The organism is Streptomyces sp. UNOB3_S3, from assembly GCF_020740895.1.
Taxonomy (GTDB): domain Bacteria; phylum Actinomycetota; class Actinomycetes; order Streptomycetales; family Streptomycetaceae; genus Streptomyces.
Window position 1 is genome coordinate 1 of record NZ_JAILXP010000133.1, and the last position, 17,696, is coordinate 17,696.

Here is a 17,696-nt window from a genome sequence, read left to right on the forward strand (position 1 = left end):
GGGCCGAGCTGACGATGCTGGGCTTCGCGGTGCTGCTCACCGTGCTCGGTTACGCCTCCGTGGGGCTGGCCACCGATGGCCATGTGCCCGAGGCGTTGCCGGGGTACGCGCTCGGGCTGTCGGCGGCCGCCGCGGTCGCGCACGCCGTGGTGCGGTGGTTCGCGCCGTACGCCGACCCGCTGATCCTGCCGATCGCCATCGGGCTGAGCGGGCTGGGGCTGGTGCTGATCCACCGGCTGGACATCTCGTACGCGCTCCGCTGGCACTCCGAGCCGTTCGAGCGGAACCAGCTGATGTGGAGCGGCATCGGGCTCGCCGTCTGTCTGGGCATCGTGGCGCTGCTGAAGGACCACCGGCTGCTCCAGCGGTACACCTACATCATGGTGTTCGCGGCGCTGGTGCTGCTGATGGCTCCGGCGTTCTTCGGCGCGGACGCCTACGGCGCCAAGCGGTGGATCAAGCTGGGGGCACTGTCGTTCCAGCCGGGCGAGTTCGTCAAGATCGCCATCGCGGTGTTCTTCGCGGGGTACCTGACCGTGCACAAGGACGCGCTCGCGCTGGCCGGCCGACGGGTGATGGGCTTTCAGCTGCCGCGCGGACGGCAGTTCGGGCCGATCGCCGGGGTGTGGGTGCTGAGCCTGCTGGTCCTGATCTTCGAGCGGGACCTCGGCACGTCGCTCATCTTCTTCGGGCTTTTCGTGATCATGCTCTATGTAGCCACCGAACGCACCAGCTGGGTGCTGACAGGGCTGCTGATGTTCGTTGTCGGAGCGGTCGTGGTGGCGTCCTTCGAGCCGCACGTGCACGGCCGCGTCGCCGCCTGGCTCCACCCGATGGACTACTACAAGGTGCCCCGGCCGCCCGAGATCGTCTCGGACCAGGCCGCGCAGGCCCTGTTCAGCTTCGGCAGCGGCGGCGTCCTGGGCACCGGCCTGGGGCGGGGGCACTCCGACCTCATCAAGTTCGCCGGGCGCAGCGACTTCATCCTCACCACGGTCGGCGAGGAGCTCGGGCTCGTCGGGATGATGGCCCTGTTCCTGCTGTTCGCGCTGCTGATCGAGCGCGGTCTGCGGACCGCGCTCGACGCCCGTGACCCGTTCGGGAAGCTGCTGGCCACGGGGCTGTCGGGGGCGCTGGCCCTTCAGGTGTTCGTGGTCTCCGGAGGCGTCATGGGCCTCATTCCGCTCACCGGCAAGGCGCTTCCCTTCCTCGCCTCCGGCGGCTCCTCGCAGGTGGCCACGTGGATACTCATCGCCCTGCTGCTCAAGATCAGCGATTCCGCGCGCAGGCCCGATCCGGGACCGGCGGCCGGGCTGGACGAGCAGGCCACCCAGCTGATCCGGCACTAGCCGGCGCCGGCCGGCATTGAGCCCGGGTCAGGCCCGGGTCAGGCCCGCTCGCCGGTGTCCTTCGCCCACAGGGAACGGACGTGGCCGAGGTGGCGCGTCATGCACGCCTCGGCGGCCTCGGCGTCCCCCGTCAGCATCACGTCGAGGAGCTCCAGGTGCTCCTCGGCCGAGTGGATCAGCTCGCCGCGCTCGTCCAGGGCGTCCAGGCCGTACAGGCGCGAGCGCTTGCGGAGGTCGCCGACGGTCTCGACGAGGCGTTCGTTGCCGGACAGGGCCAGCAGCGCGAGGTGGAACTGCCGGTCGGCCTCCAGATAGCCGATGAGGTCGTGGTCGCGCGCGGCGCGCACGATCTCCTCGGCGACCGGGCGGAGCGCCTCCAGTTCCTCGCGGGTGGCGGTGCGCGCGACCCGGCCGACCGTGGGGACCTCGATCAGTGTGCGGATCTCGGTGTACTGGTCCAGGTCCCGCTCGTTGACCTCGGTCACCCGGAAGCCCTTGTTGCGGACCGGCTCGACGAGGCCCTCGCGGGCCAGGTCGAGCATGGCCTCCCGCACGGGCGTCGCGGAGACGCCGAAGTCCTCCGCGAGGCCCGGCGCCGAGTAGACCTGGCCGGGGCGGAGTTCACCGGAGATCAGCGCGGCCCGCAGGGCGTGCGCCACCTGGTCGCGCAGCCGCTCGGTGGCGGTGATGAGGTTGCGCTGCTTCAGGTGCCCCATGGTGTCCCGACTCCCTTTCGTACGCGGACGCGGTCTGGACCATCCAGCGTACAATGTCACATTGCGTTACCGGGCGCCAGGGTATACGTACGGCTCGACGTGTAGAACTCCAGGGCCGCGCGGCCCTGTTCGCGCGGACCGTGGCCGGATGCCTTCGCGCCGCCGAAGGGCAGGTGGAAGTCGACTCCGGTGGACGGGGCGTTGACACGGATCATGCCGGTGTCCAGGTGGTCCAGGGCGTGCAGCGCCCCGTCGAGGTTCGCGGTGTGCACCGAGGTGACCAGCCCTTGGGCGACGGAGTTCGCCATCCGTACGGCTTCCGCCGTGTCCTGCGCCGGCAACAGAGCCGCGATCGGGCCGAAGACCTCCTCGCTCAGCAACCGGTGACTCCGCGGCACCTTCTCGACGAGCGTGGGGGCCGCGTACCAGCCCGGGCCCGGAAGAACGGACCCCGACGCGACCACACCGAGACCGTCCACGGCCCGCTCGAAGCGGTCGCGCGCCTGCTCGGAGACGAGCGGTCCGCACACGGTGGCCGGATCCGCCGGATCGCCCACGGCGAGCGTGCGCAGCGCTTCGGCCAGGGCCTCGCGCAGGGGGCCCTGGGCCGCGCCGACGGCGATCACCCGGCTGGTCGCGGTGCACTTCTGGCCCGCGTACCCGGCGATCGCGGCGGCGATATGGGCCGCCGCCTGTTCGATGTCGGCGTCGGGCAGGACGATCGCCGCGTTGAGGCCGCCCATCTCCGCCTGGACGGGGATGCCACGGGCGGTGGCGGCGCGGACGACCGCGTCACCGACGGCGGTGGAGCCGGTGAAGGAGACGGCGTCGGCGGTGGCGGCCAGGGCACCGCCCTCCTCGGCACCGCCGGGGGCGAGGGCGAACACCCCGTCCGGCAGCGCCTCCTCGACGATGCCGGCCAGGCGCCGGGCGCACGCGGTGGCCTCGGGGGCGGGCTTGAGGACGACGGTGTTGCCGGTGGCGAGCGCCGGGGCGGCCTTCCAGCTCGGAATGGCGAGGGGGAAGTTCCAGGGAGTGATCAGGCCGGCGACGCCGTGCGGGCGGCGGCGGGTGAACAGCAGCCCGGGGCCGGCGGCCGGCTCGTGGACGGTTCCGGTGGGCTCGTAGGGGGCCTGGGCGTAGTACCGCCAGATCGCGACGGTGCGGGCCACCTCGGCCCGTGCCTCGGCGATCGGCTTGCCCACCTCCCGTACGGCGAGCGCGGCCAGTTCCCCGGCGGCGGCCTCGACGGCGGCGGCGACGGCGGTGAGCGCCGAGGAACGGGCGGCGGCGCCGGACGCCGCCCAGCCCGGCTGGGCGGCGCGGGCCCGCTCGACAACGGCGGCCACGGCGGGCGCGCCGGCCGCCCGGAACTCGCCGAGGACGTCGGAGGGGTCGGCCGGGTTACGGGAGACGAAGGACGTCGTGGAGACGAAGGACGTCATAGCAGGAAGCCTCCGGGGAAGGGGTCGTCCGGGTCGAGGAAGTACTGGGCGGTGCCGGTGATCCAGGCGCGCCCCGTGATGGTGGGGACGACCGCCGGCACCCCGCCGACCTCGGTCTCCCCCACCAGGCGGCCGGTGAAGCGGGTGCCGATGAAGGACTCGTTGACGAAGTCCCGCTCGAGCGGGAGCGCCCCTCGGGCGTGCAGCTGGGCCATCCGGGCAGAGGTTCCGGTGCCGCAGGGCGAGCGGTCGAACCAGCCGGGGTGGATGGCCATCGCGTGCCGCGAGTGGTGGGCGTCCGCGCCGGGGGCGGCGAGGTAGACATGCTTGAGGCCGCTGATCTCGGGGCGCTCGGGGTGGACGGGCCGGTCCGGGGAGGCGTTGACGGCGTCCATGATCGCGAGGCCCGCGGCGAGGAGGTCGTCCTTGCGCGCGCGGTCGAAGGGGAGCCCCAGCGCGTCGAGTTCGACGAAGGCGTAGAAGTTGCCGCCGAAGGCCAGGTCGTAGGTCACCCTCCCGTGTCCGGGCACGTCCACCTTGCGGTCGAGGCCGAGGCAGAAGGAGGGCACGTTGGTGATCGTGGCGGACCTGGCCGCGCCGTCCTCGACCCGTACGTCGACGGTGATCAGGCCGGCCGGGGTGTCGAGCCGTACGGTGGTGACGGGCTCGGCGACCGGCACCATGCCCGTCTCGACGAGCACGGTGGCGACCCCGATGGTGCCGTGCCCGCACATCGGCAGCACGCCGGAGACCTCGATGTACAGCACGCCGTAGTCGGCGTCGGGCCGGGTGGGCGGCTGCAGGATCGCTCCGCTCATCGAGGCGTGGCCGCGCGGCTCGTACATCAGCAGGGTGCGCAGGTGGTCCAGGTGCTCGATGAAGTGCAGCCGGCGCTCGGCCATGGTGGCGCCGGGAATCACCCCGACGCCGCCGGTGATGACGCGGGTGGGCATGCCCTCGGTGTGCGAGTCGACGGCGTGGAAGACGTGACGGGTACGCACGGACGTCCTTTCGGAAGCCGGAAGACGGAAGACGGAAGGGGCGGCTCAGCGGTGTCCGTCGGCGACGGCCTTCTCGGTGGCGGCGCGCACCGCCGTTTCGGTCTCGCCGGTCAGCGGCAGGCGGGGGTGGCGGGTGGGGCCGCCGTGGCGTCCGGCGATGTCCATGGACAGCTTGATGGCCTGGACGAACTCGGTCTTCGAGTCCCAGCGCAGCAGTGGGTGGAGGGACTTGTAGAGCGGCAGGGCCGTGGTGAGGTCGCGGGCGACAGCGGCGTGGTAGAGCTCGGCGCAGGTGGCGGGGAAGGCGTTGGGGTAGCCGGCGATCCAGCCGACGGCCCCGGCGACGGCGAGTTCGAGGAGAACGTCGTCGGCGCCGATGAGCAGGTCGAGTTCGGGGGCGAGCTCGGCGAGCTCGTAGGCGCGCCGGACGTCGCCGGAGAACTCCTTGACCGCCACGATGTGGCCGTCGGCGTGCAGCCGGGCGAGCAGGGCGGGCGTGAGGTCGACCTTGGTGTCGATGGGGTTGTTGTAGGCGACGACCGGTATGCCGGCCCGGGCGACCTCGGCGTAGTGGGCGCGTACGGCGTCCTCGCCGGCGCGGTAGGCGTTGGGGGGCAGCAGCAGGACGGAGCCGCAGCCGGCCTCGGCGGCCTGCTCGGCCCAACGGCGGGACTCGGCGCTGCCGTAGGCGGCGACGCCGGGCATCACGCGGGCGCCGTCACCGGCCGCCTCGACGGCGGTGCGCACGACGCGGGCGCGCTCGTCGGCGGTGAGGGTCTGGTACTCGCCGAGGGAGCCGTTGGGGACGACGCCGTCGCAGCCGTTGTCGAGGAGCCAGCGCACGTGCTCGGCGTAGGCGTCGTGGTCGACGGAGAGGTCGTCGCGCAGCGGGAGCGCGGTGGCGACCATGATGCCGCGCCAGGGGCGCTCGGGGGTCCAGGAGTTGACGGTCATGGTGCGGTGGGCCTTTCTGTGTTCATCTGATCCGCGTTCATCTGATCGGAGGGTTCGGAGCCGAGGACCCCGAGCGGAACGGGTACGGCCAGTGGTCTGCGTTCGGCGGACGGCGGCACGGTCCCCTCCGCCGTGCCGCCGTCCGTCGTGCCGTCCGCCGCCAGGCAGGCGACGGCCGCCCCGCACATCCGCCCCTGGCACCAGCCCATGCCGGCGCGGGTGAGGAGCTTGACGGTGCGGGCGTCGTGGGCGCCGAGGTCGCGTACCGCTTCGCGGACGCGGCCGGCGGTGACTTCCTCGCAGCGGCAGACGTCGGTGTCGTCGGTGAGCCACCGCGTCCAGCCCCGGCCGGGGGCGTGGGCGGCGGCCATGGCCTCGGCGAAGGCGCGCAGCCGGGCCCGGTCGCGGCGCAGGGCGCGCAGCCGTCCGCCGCCGGTGAGCAGCGGCCGGCCGCCGAGCCGGGCGGCGATGGCGAGACCGGCCAGTTCGCCCTCGGTGCGGGCCAGTGCCCAACCGCCGATGCCGCCGGGCTCGCCGGCGGCCCAGAGGCCGGGTACGGAGGTGCGCTGCAGATCGTCGAGGTCGAGTGCGGTGGTGCCGTCGGGGGTGTGCCGGGTGGCGCAGCCGAGGGTGGTGGCGAGTTCGATCTGGGGGACGAGCCCGTGGCCGACGGCCAGGGCGTCGCAGGCGATGCGGCGGCCGGTGCCGGGCACGGGCCGCCAGTCGCGGTCGGTGCGGGCGATGGTGACGGCCTCCACGCGGTCGGTGCCGTGCACCTGGGTGACGGCACTGCGGGTGCGCACCGGTACGCGGTGACGCAGCAGTGCCGAGCCGTGGACGGCCGCTTCGAGGAGCTTGTGGGGGTTGGCGGCGAGGGCGCGGGGCCGGCGGGCGTAGCCGAGGTAGCCGGAGGCTTCGACGACGGCGGGCACGTGGGCGCCGGCGGTGGCGAGCGAGGAGGCGACGGCGAGCAGCAGGGGTCCGCTGCCGGCGACGACCACGCGCTTGCCGGGCAGGACGAGCCCGGCCTTGAGCATGGCCTGGGCTCCGCCGGCGCCCACGACACCGGGCAGGGTCCAGCCGGGGAAGGGCAGTTGCCGCTCGTAGGCGCCGGTGGCGAGCAGCACGGCGCGGGCCCGTACGGTCGCGGGCTCGTCGGCCTCGCCGTCGGGGCCGGTGAGGGCGTGCACGGTCCAGCGGTCTTCGGCTTCCCTGGTCACGGTCCACACGTGATGTCCGGGGAGGTGGGTGACGCCGCTCGCGGTGAGGCGGTCGCGAAGCCGGGCGAAGGCGGGCCAGTCGTGGTGGAGGGCCTGGGGCCGGACGGCACCGAGGGCGGGGGCAGGGTGGCGGAAGTACTGGCCGCCGGTGTGCGCGGCGGAGTCCAGTAAGGCGACGGACAGGCCGGCTTCGTGGGCGGTGACGGCTCCGGCGAGGCCGGCGGGTCCGGCTCCGATGACGGCGAGGTCGAAGGTGTCAGACGGCGAGCTCGGCATGGCCGTGTCCCTCCTGGGTGGTGACGCGGTCGCCGGGGCGGGCGGGTATGAGGCAGGCGCGGCGGTTGGGGCGGCCGTTGACGGTGGCCAGGCAGTCGAAGCACTGGCCGATGCCGCAGAAGGCGCCGCGGGGGCGGCCGCCGTCGCGGGTGGTGCGCCAGGCGAGGATGCCGGCGGACCACAGGGCGGCGGCGAGGGTCTGGCCGGGCAGGGCGGTGACCGTACGGCCGTCGAAGGTGATCTCGAAGGGCGGGCCGGGCTTCGCCCCGACCAGTCCGGCGGGGGTACGGGTCACCGCAGTGCTCCTCTCAGCAGGAGAAAAAGGGGGTCAGGCGGCTTCGGTGAAGCGGCCGGGGCCGAACGGGCGGACGTCCAGCGGCGGTTCCTTGCCGCCGATCAGCCCGGCGACGATCAGTCCGGTGGCCGGTGCCAGGCCGATGCCGGCGCCCTCGTGGCCGCAGGCGTGCAGCAGTCCGGGCACGCGCGGGTCGGCGCCGATCGCGGGTAGGTGGTCGGGCAGGTACGGGCGGAAGCCCGCGTAGGTGCGGATCGCCCGGACGCCGGCGAGGACCGGGAAGAGGGCGGTGGCCCGGTCCGCGAGGCGGCGCAGCGCCTCCACGGAGAGGGCGCGGTCGAAGCCGACGCGCTCGCGGCTGGCGCCGATGAGGACGGGCCCGGAGGGGGTGCCCTCGACGACGGCCGAAGTCTGCAGGGCCGCGGAGCCGCTGGCCACGTCGGCGACGTAGTCGGCGGCGTAGACCTTGTGGCGCACCACGCGCGGCAGTGGTTCGGTGACGAGGACGAAGCCCCGGCGGGGCATGACGGGCAGGTGGGACCCGGCGAGGCGGGCGAGTTCGCCGCCCCAGGTGCCGGTGGCGTTCACCACGTAGGGGGCGCGCAGTTCGCCGGCCCGGGTGCGTACGCCCCGTACCTCGCCGTGGGGGCCCGTGAGGACGGCGGTGACCTCCTCGCCGGTGCGTACCCGGGCGCCGGAGGCGCGCAGCAGGTGGGCGGCGGCGAGGGCGGGCTGCACCTGGGCGTCCTGGGGGTAGTGGAAGCCGCCGGCGAGGCCGGCGGCGAGGTGGGGTTCGAGGTCGTGCAGCCGGTCGGCGGGTATCTCCTCGGCCGTCACCCCGGCCTCGCCCTGGGCGGCGGCGAAGGCACGCAGGGCGTCCATGCCGGCGTCGCCGGAGGCGACGACGAGTCCGCCCTTGGGTTCGTACTCGGTGCGATGCGGCAGCGCTTCGGCGAGGTCGCGCCACAGGTGGGTGGAGAGCAGGGCGAGTTCGAGTTCGGGGCCGGGTTCCTTGTCGGAGACCAGCAGGTTTCCCTCGCCGGCCCCGGTGGTCCCGCCGGCGACGGGACCACGGTCGATCACGGTGACGGAGAGGCCGTCGCGAGCGGCGTAGTAGGCGCAGGCGGCGCCGACCACACCCGCTCCGACGACGATGACGTCCGGGGAGTCGCTCGTGGGCACGTCAGTAATATTTCACATTGCACTGAGGCCTGCCAAGAGGTTCTCCTCCGGTCCGTACCAAGGGGCACACCAAGGGCACCCCCACTTCTACCTCCCCCAGCTACCGCTGGGAGGTGCCCCCAGTCAACTCCCCCATCCAGTCCTCGATCGCGTCCGGAGTGCGCGGCAGCGCGCCCGACATCAGCCGGGCCCCCTCGGCCGTGATCACCAGGTCGTCCTCGACGCGCACGCCGATCCCGCGCAGCTCGGGGGGCAGCGTCTCGTCGTCGGGCTGGAGGTAGAGCCCGGGCTCGACGGTGAGCACCTGGCCCTCCTCCAGGACGCCGTCGAGGTAGGCGTCCGCCCGGGCCTGGGCGCAGTCGTGGACGTCCAGGCCGAGCATGTGGCCGCTGCTGCAGAGGGTGTAGCGGCGGTGGAGGTCGCCTTCGGCGCTCCTGAGGACGCCCCACTCCGCGAGGCCCTCCGCGATGACCCGCATGCCGGCCCGGTGGAAGTCGCGGAAGCTCGCGCCCGGTTTGAGGGCGGCGATGCCCGCCTCCTGGGCGGCGAGGACCAGTTCGTACACCTGGCGCTGGACGGGCGAGAAGCGGCCGGAGAGCGGCAGGGTGCGGGTGATGTCGGAGGTGTAGAGGGTGTCGGTCTCCACGCCCGCGTCCAGGAGCAGCAGTTCCCGGGGGTTCAGGCGGCCGTCGTTGCGTATCCAGTGCAGGACGCAGGCGTGCGCTCCGGAGGCGGCGATGGTCTCGTACCCGGTGCCGTTGCCCTCGGCGCGGGCGCGCAGGCCGAAGACGCCCTCGATCCAGCGCTCGCCGCGCGGGTGGGCCAGGGCGCGCGGCAGGGCCCGTACGACGTCCTCGAACCCGGCGGCGGTGTGGTCCACGGCCAGCTGAAGCTGCTCGACCTCCCAGGCGTCCTTGACCAGGCGCAGCTCGCTGAGGACGGAGGCGAGTTCATCGTCGGCGGAGGCGTCGCGGCCCGGCGGCAGCAGGTCGATGTCGTCGAGGTGGGCGCAGCGGATGCCGGTCATGCGCTCGGCCTCGGCGAGCTCGGGGCGGCGTCCGACCCAGAACTCGCCGTAGCGGCGGTCCCGGTAGAACTCGTCGCCGGTGCGCGGTGAGCGCGGGCGCAGATACAGCACCGCCTCGTGCCGGTGCGGGCCGTCGGGCTCCAGGACGAGCACATGACCGGCCTGCTCCTCGCCGGTCAGGCCGGTCAGCCATACGTAGGCGCTGTGGGGGCGGAAACGGTGGTCGCAGTCGTTGGAGCGGACCTTGAACCCGCCCGCCGGGACGATCAGGCGCTCGCCGGGGAAGCGCCGCGAGAGCCGCTCCCGGCGTGCGGCGGCGAGGTCCGCGACCGGCAGCCGGATGTCGCCGGGCAGCGGGGACGGCGCCCAGTCGCCCGCCATGAAGGCGATGAACTCGCCGGAAGGGGGCAGATCATGACTGACCGTGCGAAGCGCGGGGGCGGTGGTTTCCTTCACGGGGCCTCCTCGGGACACAGGTGGACAACGGCGAGGCTGACACCCCGTCAATGCAATTTCACATTACTATGTTACGGGTCACATTTCAGCCACGCTGTTCGACTGTTCACGGAGTGCCCCTGATGAACAAGCGCACGTGTACCGCCCTCACGGCGCCCTGGCGGCCACCCTCGCCCTCGGAGCCGCCGGCTGCTCGGGCGGGGCATCCGGAGGCAAGCATTCGGCGAACAGCAAGGAGGGCGGCGGGAATCCGGCCGCCGCCAACGAGGGCGCGGCGATAGGCGGCACTCCGCGCAAGGGCGGCACCCTGACCGTGCTGTCCAACCAGGACTTCGAGCACCTGGACCCGGCCCGCAACTGGGTCATGAACACCATGGACTTCGGGACCCGGCTGCTCTACCGCACCCTGGTGACCTACCGGGCCGAGCCCGGCGGCAAGGGCAACGAGCTCGTCCCCGACCTCGCCACCGACCTCGGCACCCCGTCCGCCGACGCCAGGACCTGGACGTTCCACCTCAAGCAGGGCCTGAAGTACGAGGACGGCTCACCGGTCACCGCGCAGGACGTCAAGTACAACGTCGAGCGGTCCTTCTCCCCCGGCCTGCCCGGCGGCGCCGACTACGCGGCCCGCTACCTCGCCGGCGCCGACGGCTACCGGGGCCCCGCCGAGGGCAGACACCTGGACTCCGTCAAAACGCCGGACGACCGCACCATCGTCTTCGAACTGCGCAAGCCCTTCGCCGAGTTCCCCTGGGCCACGGTGATGCCCACGTTCGCGCCCGTACCGCGGAAGCAGGACAAGGGCCCCAGTACGACAACCGGCCGTTCTCCTCCGGCCCGTACAAGATCGAGTCCTACGCGCGCGGCAAGAAGCTCGTCCTGGTCCGCAACGAGCACTGGGATGCGAGGACCGACGGGGTCCGCAAGGCTGGTCGTCGTCATGGGCCTCAAGGCCAACCAGATCGACGACCGGCTGATAGCGAGCCAGGGCGCGGGCCTCCGCCGTCTCCTGGGGAATCCGCTGTGGTACCGCCACGTACTGGCCTGGCATCGCGACGGTCCGCTCGCCGGCCATGGTGACGAGATCGTGCGCACGATCGGCGCGGGTTATCTCGCCACCTGTGCGACCAGTTCCGCGTATGCGCGATGGCGTGAACGCCACCCCATGTCAGCGCAGTTGACGGACTGATAACGGATTTCGCGTGTGAGGCTCCCGACAGATCCGGAGCCACCAAGGGACTTGTCAGTGCAATTTCACATTACTACGTTACGCATCACATGCCGCCGCACGGGTCCCCCACGTACCACCCGTAACGGAGCGGCCACTTCACACCTCCCACACAGGAGTTCATCGGTGTTGTTCCACTCCACAACCATGCGTAGATCCCTGCTCACCACCGCCATCGCGGTGACCCTCTGCGCCACGGTCGTCCAGACCGGCCACGCGGACTCGCCCACCCCCGCGAAACCGGCCGCCGCCGCCACGGCGGCCGTACGGTCCGACGCCCTCACGCCCAACCCCTTCGACGAGGTCACCCGTCTCGCCAAGGCCCCCGAGCCGGCCATCGAGAACCTCACCGCGCCGCGCGGCCTCTCCGGTGGCAGCGTGCCCGGCCCCGGCACGGAGAAGCCCAAGGACGGCAAGGCCAAGGGCCTGGCGCGGTCCGCGCCGCACGTCACCATCGGTGGCACCAGCGTCCCCTGCACCGTCGACGGCGTCTCCCGGCTGAACCCCGAACAGTTCGCCGACTTCCTCATGGACCCGGCCGTCACCGCCGACGGCTGTCTGCGCGACGTCCTGTGGACATGGGACTCACGGATGACCCGGGTCTTCTCCAGGGAGAACGTCCGGGCCGTGGCTCTCCGCGCCGAGCGGTACGGCTACTGGCACGACGGGAAGAACACCTCCCACCTGCTGGAGATGTTCACCTATCTGCACGCGGCGGCCTACCACGACTTCTCGCACGACGAGATCGACCTCTCCGACGCGCAGACCGTGGAGGCCGTACGCCGCGCCGTCCACTACTACGGCACCGGCTCCCACACCTTCGACGCCACCGGCACCAACGGCGAGACCCTCCGCGAGGCGTTCTTCGCCGCCAGCACCCCCGAGCTGCGTCAGCACCAGCTCCCGCTGATGAAGCGGGCCCTGGCCATGATGGACGCCTCCCACCCCGAGACCGCCAGGAGCACGGCCTGGGGCGCCGCCGCGTGGGGCGCGCTGTCCGTGGGCTACCTGGGCGTCTACAACAGGGACCCCGGATTCGTCGCCGCCGTGACCGCCGACCCCGCCTACCGCGCCGCCCTCAAGGCGTTCGCCGGCCACACCCACCTCAAGGGCACGGACAACGCCTGGGTGGCCCGCGACGCGGTCAACGAGTACGGCCGCCTCGGCCGGATCGACGCGCTCAAGGGCGAGGTCACCTCCTCGCTGGGCGGGCTGCTGGACACGGCCGTCCGCACCTTCGGCCAGGGCAGCGAGCCCTGGGGCAAGGTCGTCACCTGGCTCAACGAGTACGGCGCCTGCAAGCAGTACGGGGTGTGCAAGACGGACATCGACCGGCGCCTGTTCCCGTACACGTACACCTACGACAACGGCGGCATCAAGGTCCGCACCGCGCTCGACCGGGCCACCGTCGACCGGCTGTACTACGCGAGCAAGCAGGTCAAGGCGCAGTACCACCGCGTGCTCGGCACCGACCGGCCGCTGGCGGGCGACACCAACTCCACGCTGAACATCGTCCTGTACGCCTCGCGCTCGGACTACGAGATCTACCACCCGCTGCTGACGGGCATGGGCACCAACAACGGCGGCATCTACATCGAGAACGGCGCCACCTTCTACACGTACGAGCGCCGTGTGCCGCAGGACTCCACGCTGACGCTCGAGGAGCTCTTCCGCCACGAGTACACCCACTACCTCAACGGCCGCTGGGCGGTGCCCGGCAGCTTCGGCGAGGGCCCGTGGTACCAGAACGACCGCACCACGGCCATGGACGAGGGCACGGCCGAGTTCTTCGACGGGTCGACCCGCGGCGACGGCATACGGGTACGCAAGTCGCTGGTGCAGGGCGTCATCAACGACACGGCGGGCGGCAAACCGCGCATGACCGTCGACCAGCTGCTGCACGCCGAGTACGACCGCGACGGCTTCCGGTTCTACAACTACGCCGGCACGTTCTTCGAGTACCTGTGGAGCGAGCGGCCGTCGCTGCTGCGGGAGATGTACGGCTACCTCCGCGCGAACGACGTGGCGGGCTTCGACGCCTGGCGCGGCCGCATGGGGCGCGACGGGTACGTGCAGCGCGACTACGACGCGTTCCTCGACAAGCAGATCGGCAAGGTCAAGGACCTGTACGTACCGGCCACCGCCTTCACCCCGGTGAACCGGCTGAAGGACGCCTCGGCGTCCGCGGTCCGCTCGTCCTTCGCCGCCGCGACGGGCCAGTCGCCCGACTGCAAGGCGGCGGGCTCCTCCGACCGCCCGCGCTTCGTCTGCACCGGCCGGATCACCGCGAACCTGAGCAACCCGGGCAACACCGACCTGGTCTTCAAGGACATGTCCAAGACGGTCGACTACTTCATCCTCGACCGCACCAAGGCGGGCGCCAACAACTTCGCCGACATGAACTGCTCCTTCGGCAAGGTCGACCTGTGGTCCGACCGTGCCGCGGGCACGGCGGACTTCAGCTGTGAGGGCCCACTGAGGGGCTGACCCGGCCCCTCGTCCCGGGCCGGTCCCGGCGGGACCGGCCCGGGACGAGGTCCGGACATTTTCCTCGCGTGCGGGAATAGCGGCACGGCCGGTGGTATTTCATGGGGCAGGCGCATTCACGACGACCGAAGGGGACGGGATCACATGCCGCTGAAGGGCGAGTACGAGCCGAGCCCGGCGAAGTGGGTACGGGACCAGGTCGAACTGATCGAGCGGTCCGAGGGCACCGAGGGGACCACCCTGCGGGGCGTGCCGGTCATCCTCCTGACGACCCGGGGCGCGAAGAGCGGCAAGCTCCGCAAGACGCCGCTCATGCGGGTGGAGCACAAGGGCGCGTACGCCGCCGTCGCCTCGAAGGGCGGCGCCCCCAAGCACCCGGTCTGGTACCACAACCTCCTCGCCGACCCCCGGGTGGAGCTGCGGGACGGCACGCTGCTCCAGGACATGACGGCCCGTGAGGTCACCGGCGAGGAGCGGGCCGCGTGGTGGGCGCGGGCCGTCGAGGTGTGGCCGGACTACGCCGAGTACGAGACGAAGACCTCCCGGGAGATCCCCGTCTTCGTCCTGGAGCCCTCCCCCACCGCGCACTGACGTCCCGCGGCCGCGCCGGGACACGGATGGCCGCGGGGTGGGACACGGGTGGCATGGGACCGGGACGTCCGGGCAGACGCACGACGAACTGCCGTCCAGACGCGACCGGAGGAGAATCCATGCTGCTCGCCCACCCTGCCGTGCTCGACGAGCTCGTCCGGCGGTACACAGCGCTCGAGCGCGCACTGGCATCGGGTGACGGGGACCCCGTGACCCGGCGGCGGCTGGAGGACGTCGTCTACACCCTGTGCGTGTCGACGGGCACCCGTGACATCGGGGCGGCCCTGGCCGCCGCGCGCCGCCGGGTGCCCGGAGCGGGCCGGGCGGCGGACTGACCGCCGCCCGGCGGTCGCTAGCAGGCCTCGACGTACCAGACCGGGCCCCAGTCGCCGTTGACCGGGCCGTAGGGGGCCGGCGGAGTGGTGTAGATCCAGTCGCGGTTCTTGTTGTACATGTAGGCCCGGGTGCCCCTGGACTGGTTGTTCTGCCACGAGCCGCCGCTGTTCCAGCCGTCCGGGATCTCCTGCAGCACATTGCACTTGGAGATGTTCCACTGGTCGCCCGAGCGGTTGGAACCCTTCCAGCCGCAGAAGTACAGGTACGGACAGGACACCAGGGCGTTCGCCGTGGCGGAGCGGTCCAGCGGGCCGTTCAGCTCCCGCGCGTACGTCTCGCCGGGCACCGCGACCAGGATGGTGCCGTCCTTCACCTCGATCTTGTTGAGCGCGATCCGCCGGCCGCCCGTCGCGTCGACGTACGCGTCGACGCGCTGCCGCAGCCCGGCCGTCTGGTCGGCCGTCAGGCCCGCGCGGACGGCCTGGTCCGCGAAGGCGGTCCGCGTGTCGGCGGCGCTGTTCGTCGGCATGATGGCGGCGGACAGTCCGGCGAAGGCCACGGCCGCGGCGAGGGCGGCTCTGTGGGATGTGCGCATGGGTCCTCCATCCGAGGAAAGGGGATGTGCGCGTACGGGCGGTTGCCCCCTGCTGCCTATCGCAGGGGGCGGGCACGTCGCCAGGGCGAGGACCGGCCGGGGCGGGCGAACACGCCAGGCGCCCACCAGGGTTCATGCGGCGTACGCCGGGCGACGGCGGCGGCAAGTCGGCCGGATTACCGGTGCCCCGCCGCCCGGGGCCCGTTCACGGGCGACCGCCGGTTCCGGCCACGTCGGCCAGGTAGTCGTCCAGGGTCCGGCGGGGCAGCCAGCCCTGGGCGCGTGCCTTGCCGGTGTCCAGGACGACCGGGTGGGCGAGCTGGTCCACGGCGTAGCGCGAGAACGCGGCCTCGGCACCGGGGCGCAGCCGCGCGGCCACTTCGGCGGCGCGGGCGGCGGACCGGGCCGGGCCGAGGGGCAGATGACGGATCCGGGCCCGGACGCCGTGGGCCCGCAGCACGCGGCGCAGGGCCGCGTCGCGGCCGTGGGCGACGGCGTCGGCGATGTTGTAGGCGCCCGCCGGCCAGCCGGGGGCGGCGAGCGCGGCGTCGGCGAGGTTCTCCACCGCCGTCAGGCTCAGCGGTACGTCCGGGCCGGGCAGCAGGAGCGTGCCGGCGCGGACGCGGGAGCGCAGCCGGGGCAGCAGGTGGGGGTCGCCCGGGCCGTAGACGGCCCGGGGGCGCAGGACGACGGCGCCGGCGTCCAGGGCGAGGCGCTCTCCGGCGGCCTTGGTGCGGCCGTAGGCGTTGAGCTGGCCGGAGACCGGATGGTCCTCGCGGACCAGGGAGCGGTCGGCGCGGGGGTCGTAGACGCTGGCGCTGCTGATCCAGACGACGGGGCGGCCGGCGGCGGCGTCCATCAGGCGGGCGGTGCCGTCGACGTTGACGGCGCGCATGAGGGCCTCGGCGCGGGAGCCAGGGGCGGGGTCGCCGACGGCTGCCGCGCAGTGGACGACCACGTCGGCGCCCGCGAGGCCGGGCGCCTGGTGCGCGGCGTCCCAGGGGACGTGCCGGCCGACGGGGCCGGGGCGGCGCCCCACGCACACCACGTCCGCGAACCGCGCGGCGGCCAGGGCGATGTGGGATCCGCAGAAGCCGCTCGCCCCGGTGACGGCGATACGCAGCGGCGGCGCCGGGCTCATGCCGTCTCCCGTGCGGGGTGCCCGCCCGGTGCGACGACCAGCGAGCGCCAGCCGGGCAGCGCGGCCCGGCGGTCGGCGCGGGCGCGGACGACGACGGGGCGGTGGGGAGCGAGGGCGTGCAGGAAGTCCTCCAGCTGGACGGTGGCGAGCCGGGCCCCGGGGCAGGCGTGCGGTCCGGCGCCGAAGACGAGCCGGGACAGGGCGGGTTCGGCCGGGTGGCGGCAGTCGGGGTCGTCGGTGTGCGCGCGGACGGCGTGGCGGGCGACGAGCAGCAGCCGGTCGCCCGCGCGTACGGGGCGGCCGCCCAGGGTGCCCGGTCCGGCGGCGACGCGGGGCAGCAGCGGGGACGGCGCGGTGACGCGCAGCAGTTCGCGGGCCAGGGCGGGGCGCAGCGTGTCGTCGGCGGCCTCGTCCCACCAGCCGGCGTCCGCGCACCAGGCGGCGGCGCGGGGCAGTGCGGCGACGACGGTGGTGACGGAGGCGACGGCGAGCATCGCCCGCGCGGCGGCGTCGGCGGCGGGGGCGCGGCCGGGTTCGTGGAGCACGTCGCGCAGCCGCCGCGCGGCGTCCACGGCGCCGGGCCGGTATCGGGCCCAGGGCCGGGGCAGGGCGGGCAGGTGTTCCCGTACGGCCGCCGTGGCGGCATCGGCGGCGGCGTCGGCGAGCCGCACCGGGTCGGCGTCCACCCCCAGCAGGGCACACGCCGTGACTCCGGCGGTCTCCCGGACCACGGCCACGAGGTCGACGGCACGCCCCTCGGCCAGCGGGGCGAGGCCACGCGCGAGCGTGTCCTGCCACAGCGGCCGGAGGCGGGCGACGCCCGCAGCGGACAGCCCGTCGGCGAGCGCCCGGCGCGCGGCGCGGTGTGCCGCGCCCTGCTGGTCGAACAGGACGCCGCCACCGGGCGCGTCGCCGTCACGGGCGTCGAGCGCGGACCGGGCGACCCCACCGGTCGTCCCGGCGGCCGCCCGGTCCAGCGGCAGGCGGGTCAAGGCGTGCCGCAGGGCGCCGGCGTCGTGGACGAGCACGGTCCGGCCGATACGGAGGACGGGCCTGCGGCGCGACGCGGCGAGCAGGGTGAAGAGGACGAGGTGCGCCGCCAGGTAGACCCGCCGGTCGCGGCGGCGCGCGGCGGCGAGGCCGGCCGAGCGGGCGGGCCGGGCCGGCCCCGCGACGGACGCGGTGGCGGCGGGCGCGGTGGCGGGCGCTACGGCGGCTATGGGGCAGCTCTCCGGCAGCGCCCGTCGCGCCTTATCCGCGGCATGGGTCATGGTTCGCGCTGTCGTCGTCATGTCACGTCTCTCTTCCGGCTGATGAAGTGCGCCGCACGCCGTGCGGCGTCGACGCCGCCTTCCGGGCGGGTCACGGCGGCGGCGCCCGTCATCGCGCCCCGCCCG

Annotated in this window: 15 protein-coding genes and 1 pseudogene; 5 read left to right on the forward strand and 11 right to left on the reverse strand. The window is 73.4% G+C overall.

Features of this window, described 5'->3' with window-relative positions; genetic code table 11:
- The first annotated feature begins 8 nt into the window (after nt 1-8).
- Complete coding sequence (locus K6I33_RS16465; protein ID WP_374284802.1) at nt 9-1,349, forward strand: FtsW/RodA/SpoVE family cell cycle protein; 1,341 nt, start codon at nt 9-11, stop codon at nt 1,347-1,349.
- A gap of 38 nt (nt 1,350-1,387) precedes the next feature.
- Here K6I33_RS16465 and K6I33_RS16470 read toward each other — a convergent pair whose 3' ends face one another.
- The 8 genes from K6I33_RS16470 to K6I33_RS16505 form a co-directional block, all read right to left on the reverse strand.
- Entirely contained in the window at nt 1,388-2,065 is a 678-nt protein-coding gene (locus K6I33_RS16470) for a GntR family transcriptional regulator (RefSeq protein WP_229352644.1), read from the reverse strand.
- Between the two features lie 56 nt (nt 2,066-2,121).
- Nucleotides 2,122-3,510 (reverse strand): aldehyde dehydrogenase, encoded by a 1,389-nt coding sequence (locus tag K6I33_RS16475; RefSeq protein ID WP_229352649.1) that lies wholly within the window; start codon nt 3,508-3,510, stop codon nt 2,122-2,124.
- On the reverse strand, nt 3,507-4,511 hold the full coding sequence (locus K6I33_RS16480; RefSeq protein ID WP_229352651.1) for a proline racemase family protein: 1,005 nt from the start codon (nt 4,509-4,511) through the stop codon (nt 3,507-3,509). The genes K6I33_RS16475 and K6I33_RS16480 overlap by 4 nt, the downstream gene beginning before the upstream one ends.
- A 45-nt stretch (nt 4,512-4,556) precedes the next feature.
- Nucleotides 4,557-5,465: a dihydrodipicolinate synthase family protein gene (locus K6I33_RS16485; RefSeq protein ID WP_229352653.1), complete on the reverse strand. Its 909-nt coding sequence runs from the start codon at nt 5,463-5,465 to the stop codon at nt 4,557-4,559.
- A complete protein-coding gene (locus K6I33_RS16490; RefSeq protein WP_229352662.1) occupies nt 5,462-6,961 on the reverse strand; it encodes an NAD(P)/FAD-dependent oxidoreductase in 1,500 nt (499 codons plus the stop codon). Before K6I33_RS16490 ends, K6I33_RS16485 begins: the two co-directional genes overlap by 4 nt.
- Complete coding sequence (locus tag K6I33_RS16495; protein WP_229352664.1) at nt 6,942-7,256, reverse strand: (2Fe-2S)-binding protein; 315 nt, start codon at nt 7,254-7,256, stop codon at nt 6,942-6,944. Before K6I33_RS16495 ends, K6I33_RS16490 begins: the two co-directional genes overlap by 20 nt.
- Nucleotides 7,257-7,289: 33 nt before the next feature.
- The gene (locus tag K6I33_RS16500; RefSeq protein ID WP_229352666.1) at nt 7,290-8,438 is read right to left on the reverse strand and encodes an FAD-binding oxidoreductase; all 1,149 of its coding nucleotides are present in this window, start codon (nt 8,436-8,438) and stop codon (nt 7,290-7,292) included.
- Between the two features lie 100 nt (nt 8,439-8,538).
- Nucleotides 8,539-9,921 carry an aminopeptidase P family protein gene (locus K6I33_RS16505; protein ID WP_374284794.1) on the reverse strand — a complete coding sequence of 461 codons (1,383 nt, stop codon included), beginning with the start codon at nt 9,919-9,921 and terminating at the stop codon, nt 8,539-8,541.
- A gap of 136 nt (nt 9,922-10,057) precedes the next feature.
- Here K6I33_RS16505 and K6I33_RS16510 point away from each other — a divergent pair.
- From K6I33_RS16510 to K6I33_RS16525, 4 genes and pseudogenes are all read left to right on the forward strand, one after another.
- Nucleotides 10,058-10,934, forward strand: a pseudogene (locus K6I33_RS16510) (ABC transporter substrate-binding protein); the annotation flags it as partial.
- Nucleotides 10,935-11,296: 362 nt separating this feature from the next.
- Nucleotides 11,297-13,636, forward strand: coding sequence for a collagenase (locus K6I33_RS16515; RefSeq protein WP_229352668.1), 2,340 nt, complete (start codon nt 11,297-11,299; stop codon nt 13,634-13,636).
- A 144-nt stretch (nt 13,637-13,780) separates the two neighbouring features.
- Nucleotides 13,781-14,227 (forward strand): nitroreductase family deazaflavin-dependent oxidoreductase, encoded by a 447-nt coding sequence (locus K6I33_RS16520; protein ID WP_229352670.1) that lies wholly within the window; start codon nt 13,781-13,783, stop codon nt 14,225-14,227.
- Nucleotides 14,228-14,346: 119 nt separating this feature from the next.
- A complete protein-coding gene (locus tag K6I33_RS16525) occupies nt 14,347-14,562 on the forward strand; it encodes a DUF5133 domain-containing protein (RefSeq protein ID WP_229352672.1) in 216 nt (71 codons plus the stop codon).
- Nucleotides 14,563-14,579: 17 nt separating this feature from the next.
- Here K6I33_RS16525 and K6I33_RS16530 read toward each other — a convergent pair whose 3' ends face one another.
- The 3 genes from K6I33_RS16530 to K6I33_RS16540 form a co-directional block, all read right to left on the reverse strand.
- Nucleotides 14,580-15,158, reverse strand: a complete 579-nt coding sequence (locus K6I33_RS16530; RefSeq protein ID WP_229352674.1) for a hypothetical protein — start codon at nt 15,156-15,158, stop codon at nt 14,580-14,582.
- A 205-nt stretch (nt 15,159-15,363) separates the two neighbouring features.
- Complete coding sequence (locus K6I33_RS16535; RefSeq protein ID WP_229352677.1) at nt 15,364-16,299, reverse strand: NAD(P)-dependent oxidoreductase; 936 nt, start codon at nt 16,297-16,299, stop codon at nt 15,364-15,366.
- The gene (locus K6I33_RS16540) at nt 16,296-17,570 is read right to left on the reverse strand and encodes a cytochrome P450 (protein ID WP_229352681.1); all 1,275 of its coding nucleotides are present in this window, start codon (nt 17,568-17,570) and stop codon (nt 16,296-16,298) included. Before K6I33_RS16540 ends, K6I33_RS16535 begins: the two co-directional genes overlap by 4 nt.
- Nucleotides 17,571-17,696 lie beyond the last annotated feature (126 nt).

Bases quoted from the DNA above. Each gene is read 5' to 3' on its own strand.
- K6I33_RS16470 (WP_229352644.1), bottom strand. From the start codon at position 2,065: ATGGGGCACCTGAAGCAGCGCAACCTCATCACCGCCACCGAGCGGCTG.
- K6I33_RS16475 (WP_229352649.1), bottom strand. From the start codon at position 3,510: ATGACGTCCTTCGTCTCCACGACGTCCTTCGTCTCCCGTAACCCGGCC.
- K6I33_RS16485 (WP_229352653.1), bottom strand. From the start codon at position 5,465: ATGACCGTCAACTCCTGGACCCCCGAGCGCCCCTGGCGCGGCATCATG.
- K6I33_RS16490 (WP_229352662.1), bottom strand. From the start codon at position 6,961: ATGCCGAGCTCGCCGTCTGACACCTTCGACCTCGCCGTCATCGGAGCC.
- K6I33_RS16515 (WP_229352668.1), top strand. From the start codon at position 11,297: ATGCGTAGATCCCTGCTCACCACCGCCATCGCGGTGACCCTCTGCGCC.
- K6I33_RS16520 (WP_229352670.1), top strand. From the start codon at position 13,781: ATGCCGCTGAAGGGCGAGTACGAGCCGAGCCCGGCGAAGTGGGTACGG.
- K6I33_RS16525 (WP_229352672.1), top strand. From the start codon at position 14,347: ATGCTGCTCGCCCACCCTGCCGTGCTCGACGAGCTCGTCCGGCGGTAC.
- K6I33_RS16530 (WP_229352674.1), bottom strand. From the start codon at position 15,158: ATGCGCACATCCCACAGAGCCGCCCTCGCCGCGGCCGTGGCCTTCGCC.
- K6I33_RS16535 (WP_229352677.1), bottom strand. From the start codon at position 16,299: ATGAGCCCGGCGCCGCCGCTGCGTATCGCCGTCACCGGGGCGAGCGGC.
- K6I33_RS16540 (WP_229352681.1), bottom strand. From the start codon at position 17,570: ATGACCCATGCCGCGGATAAGGCGCGACGGGCGCTGCCGGAGAGCTGC.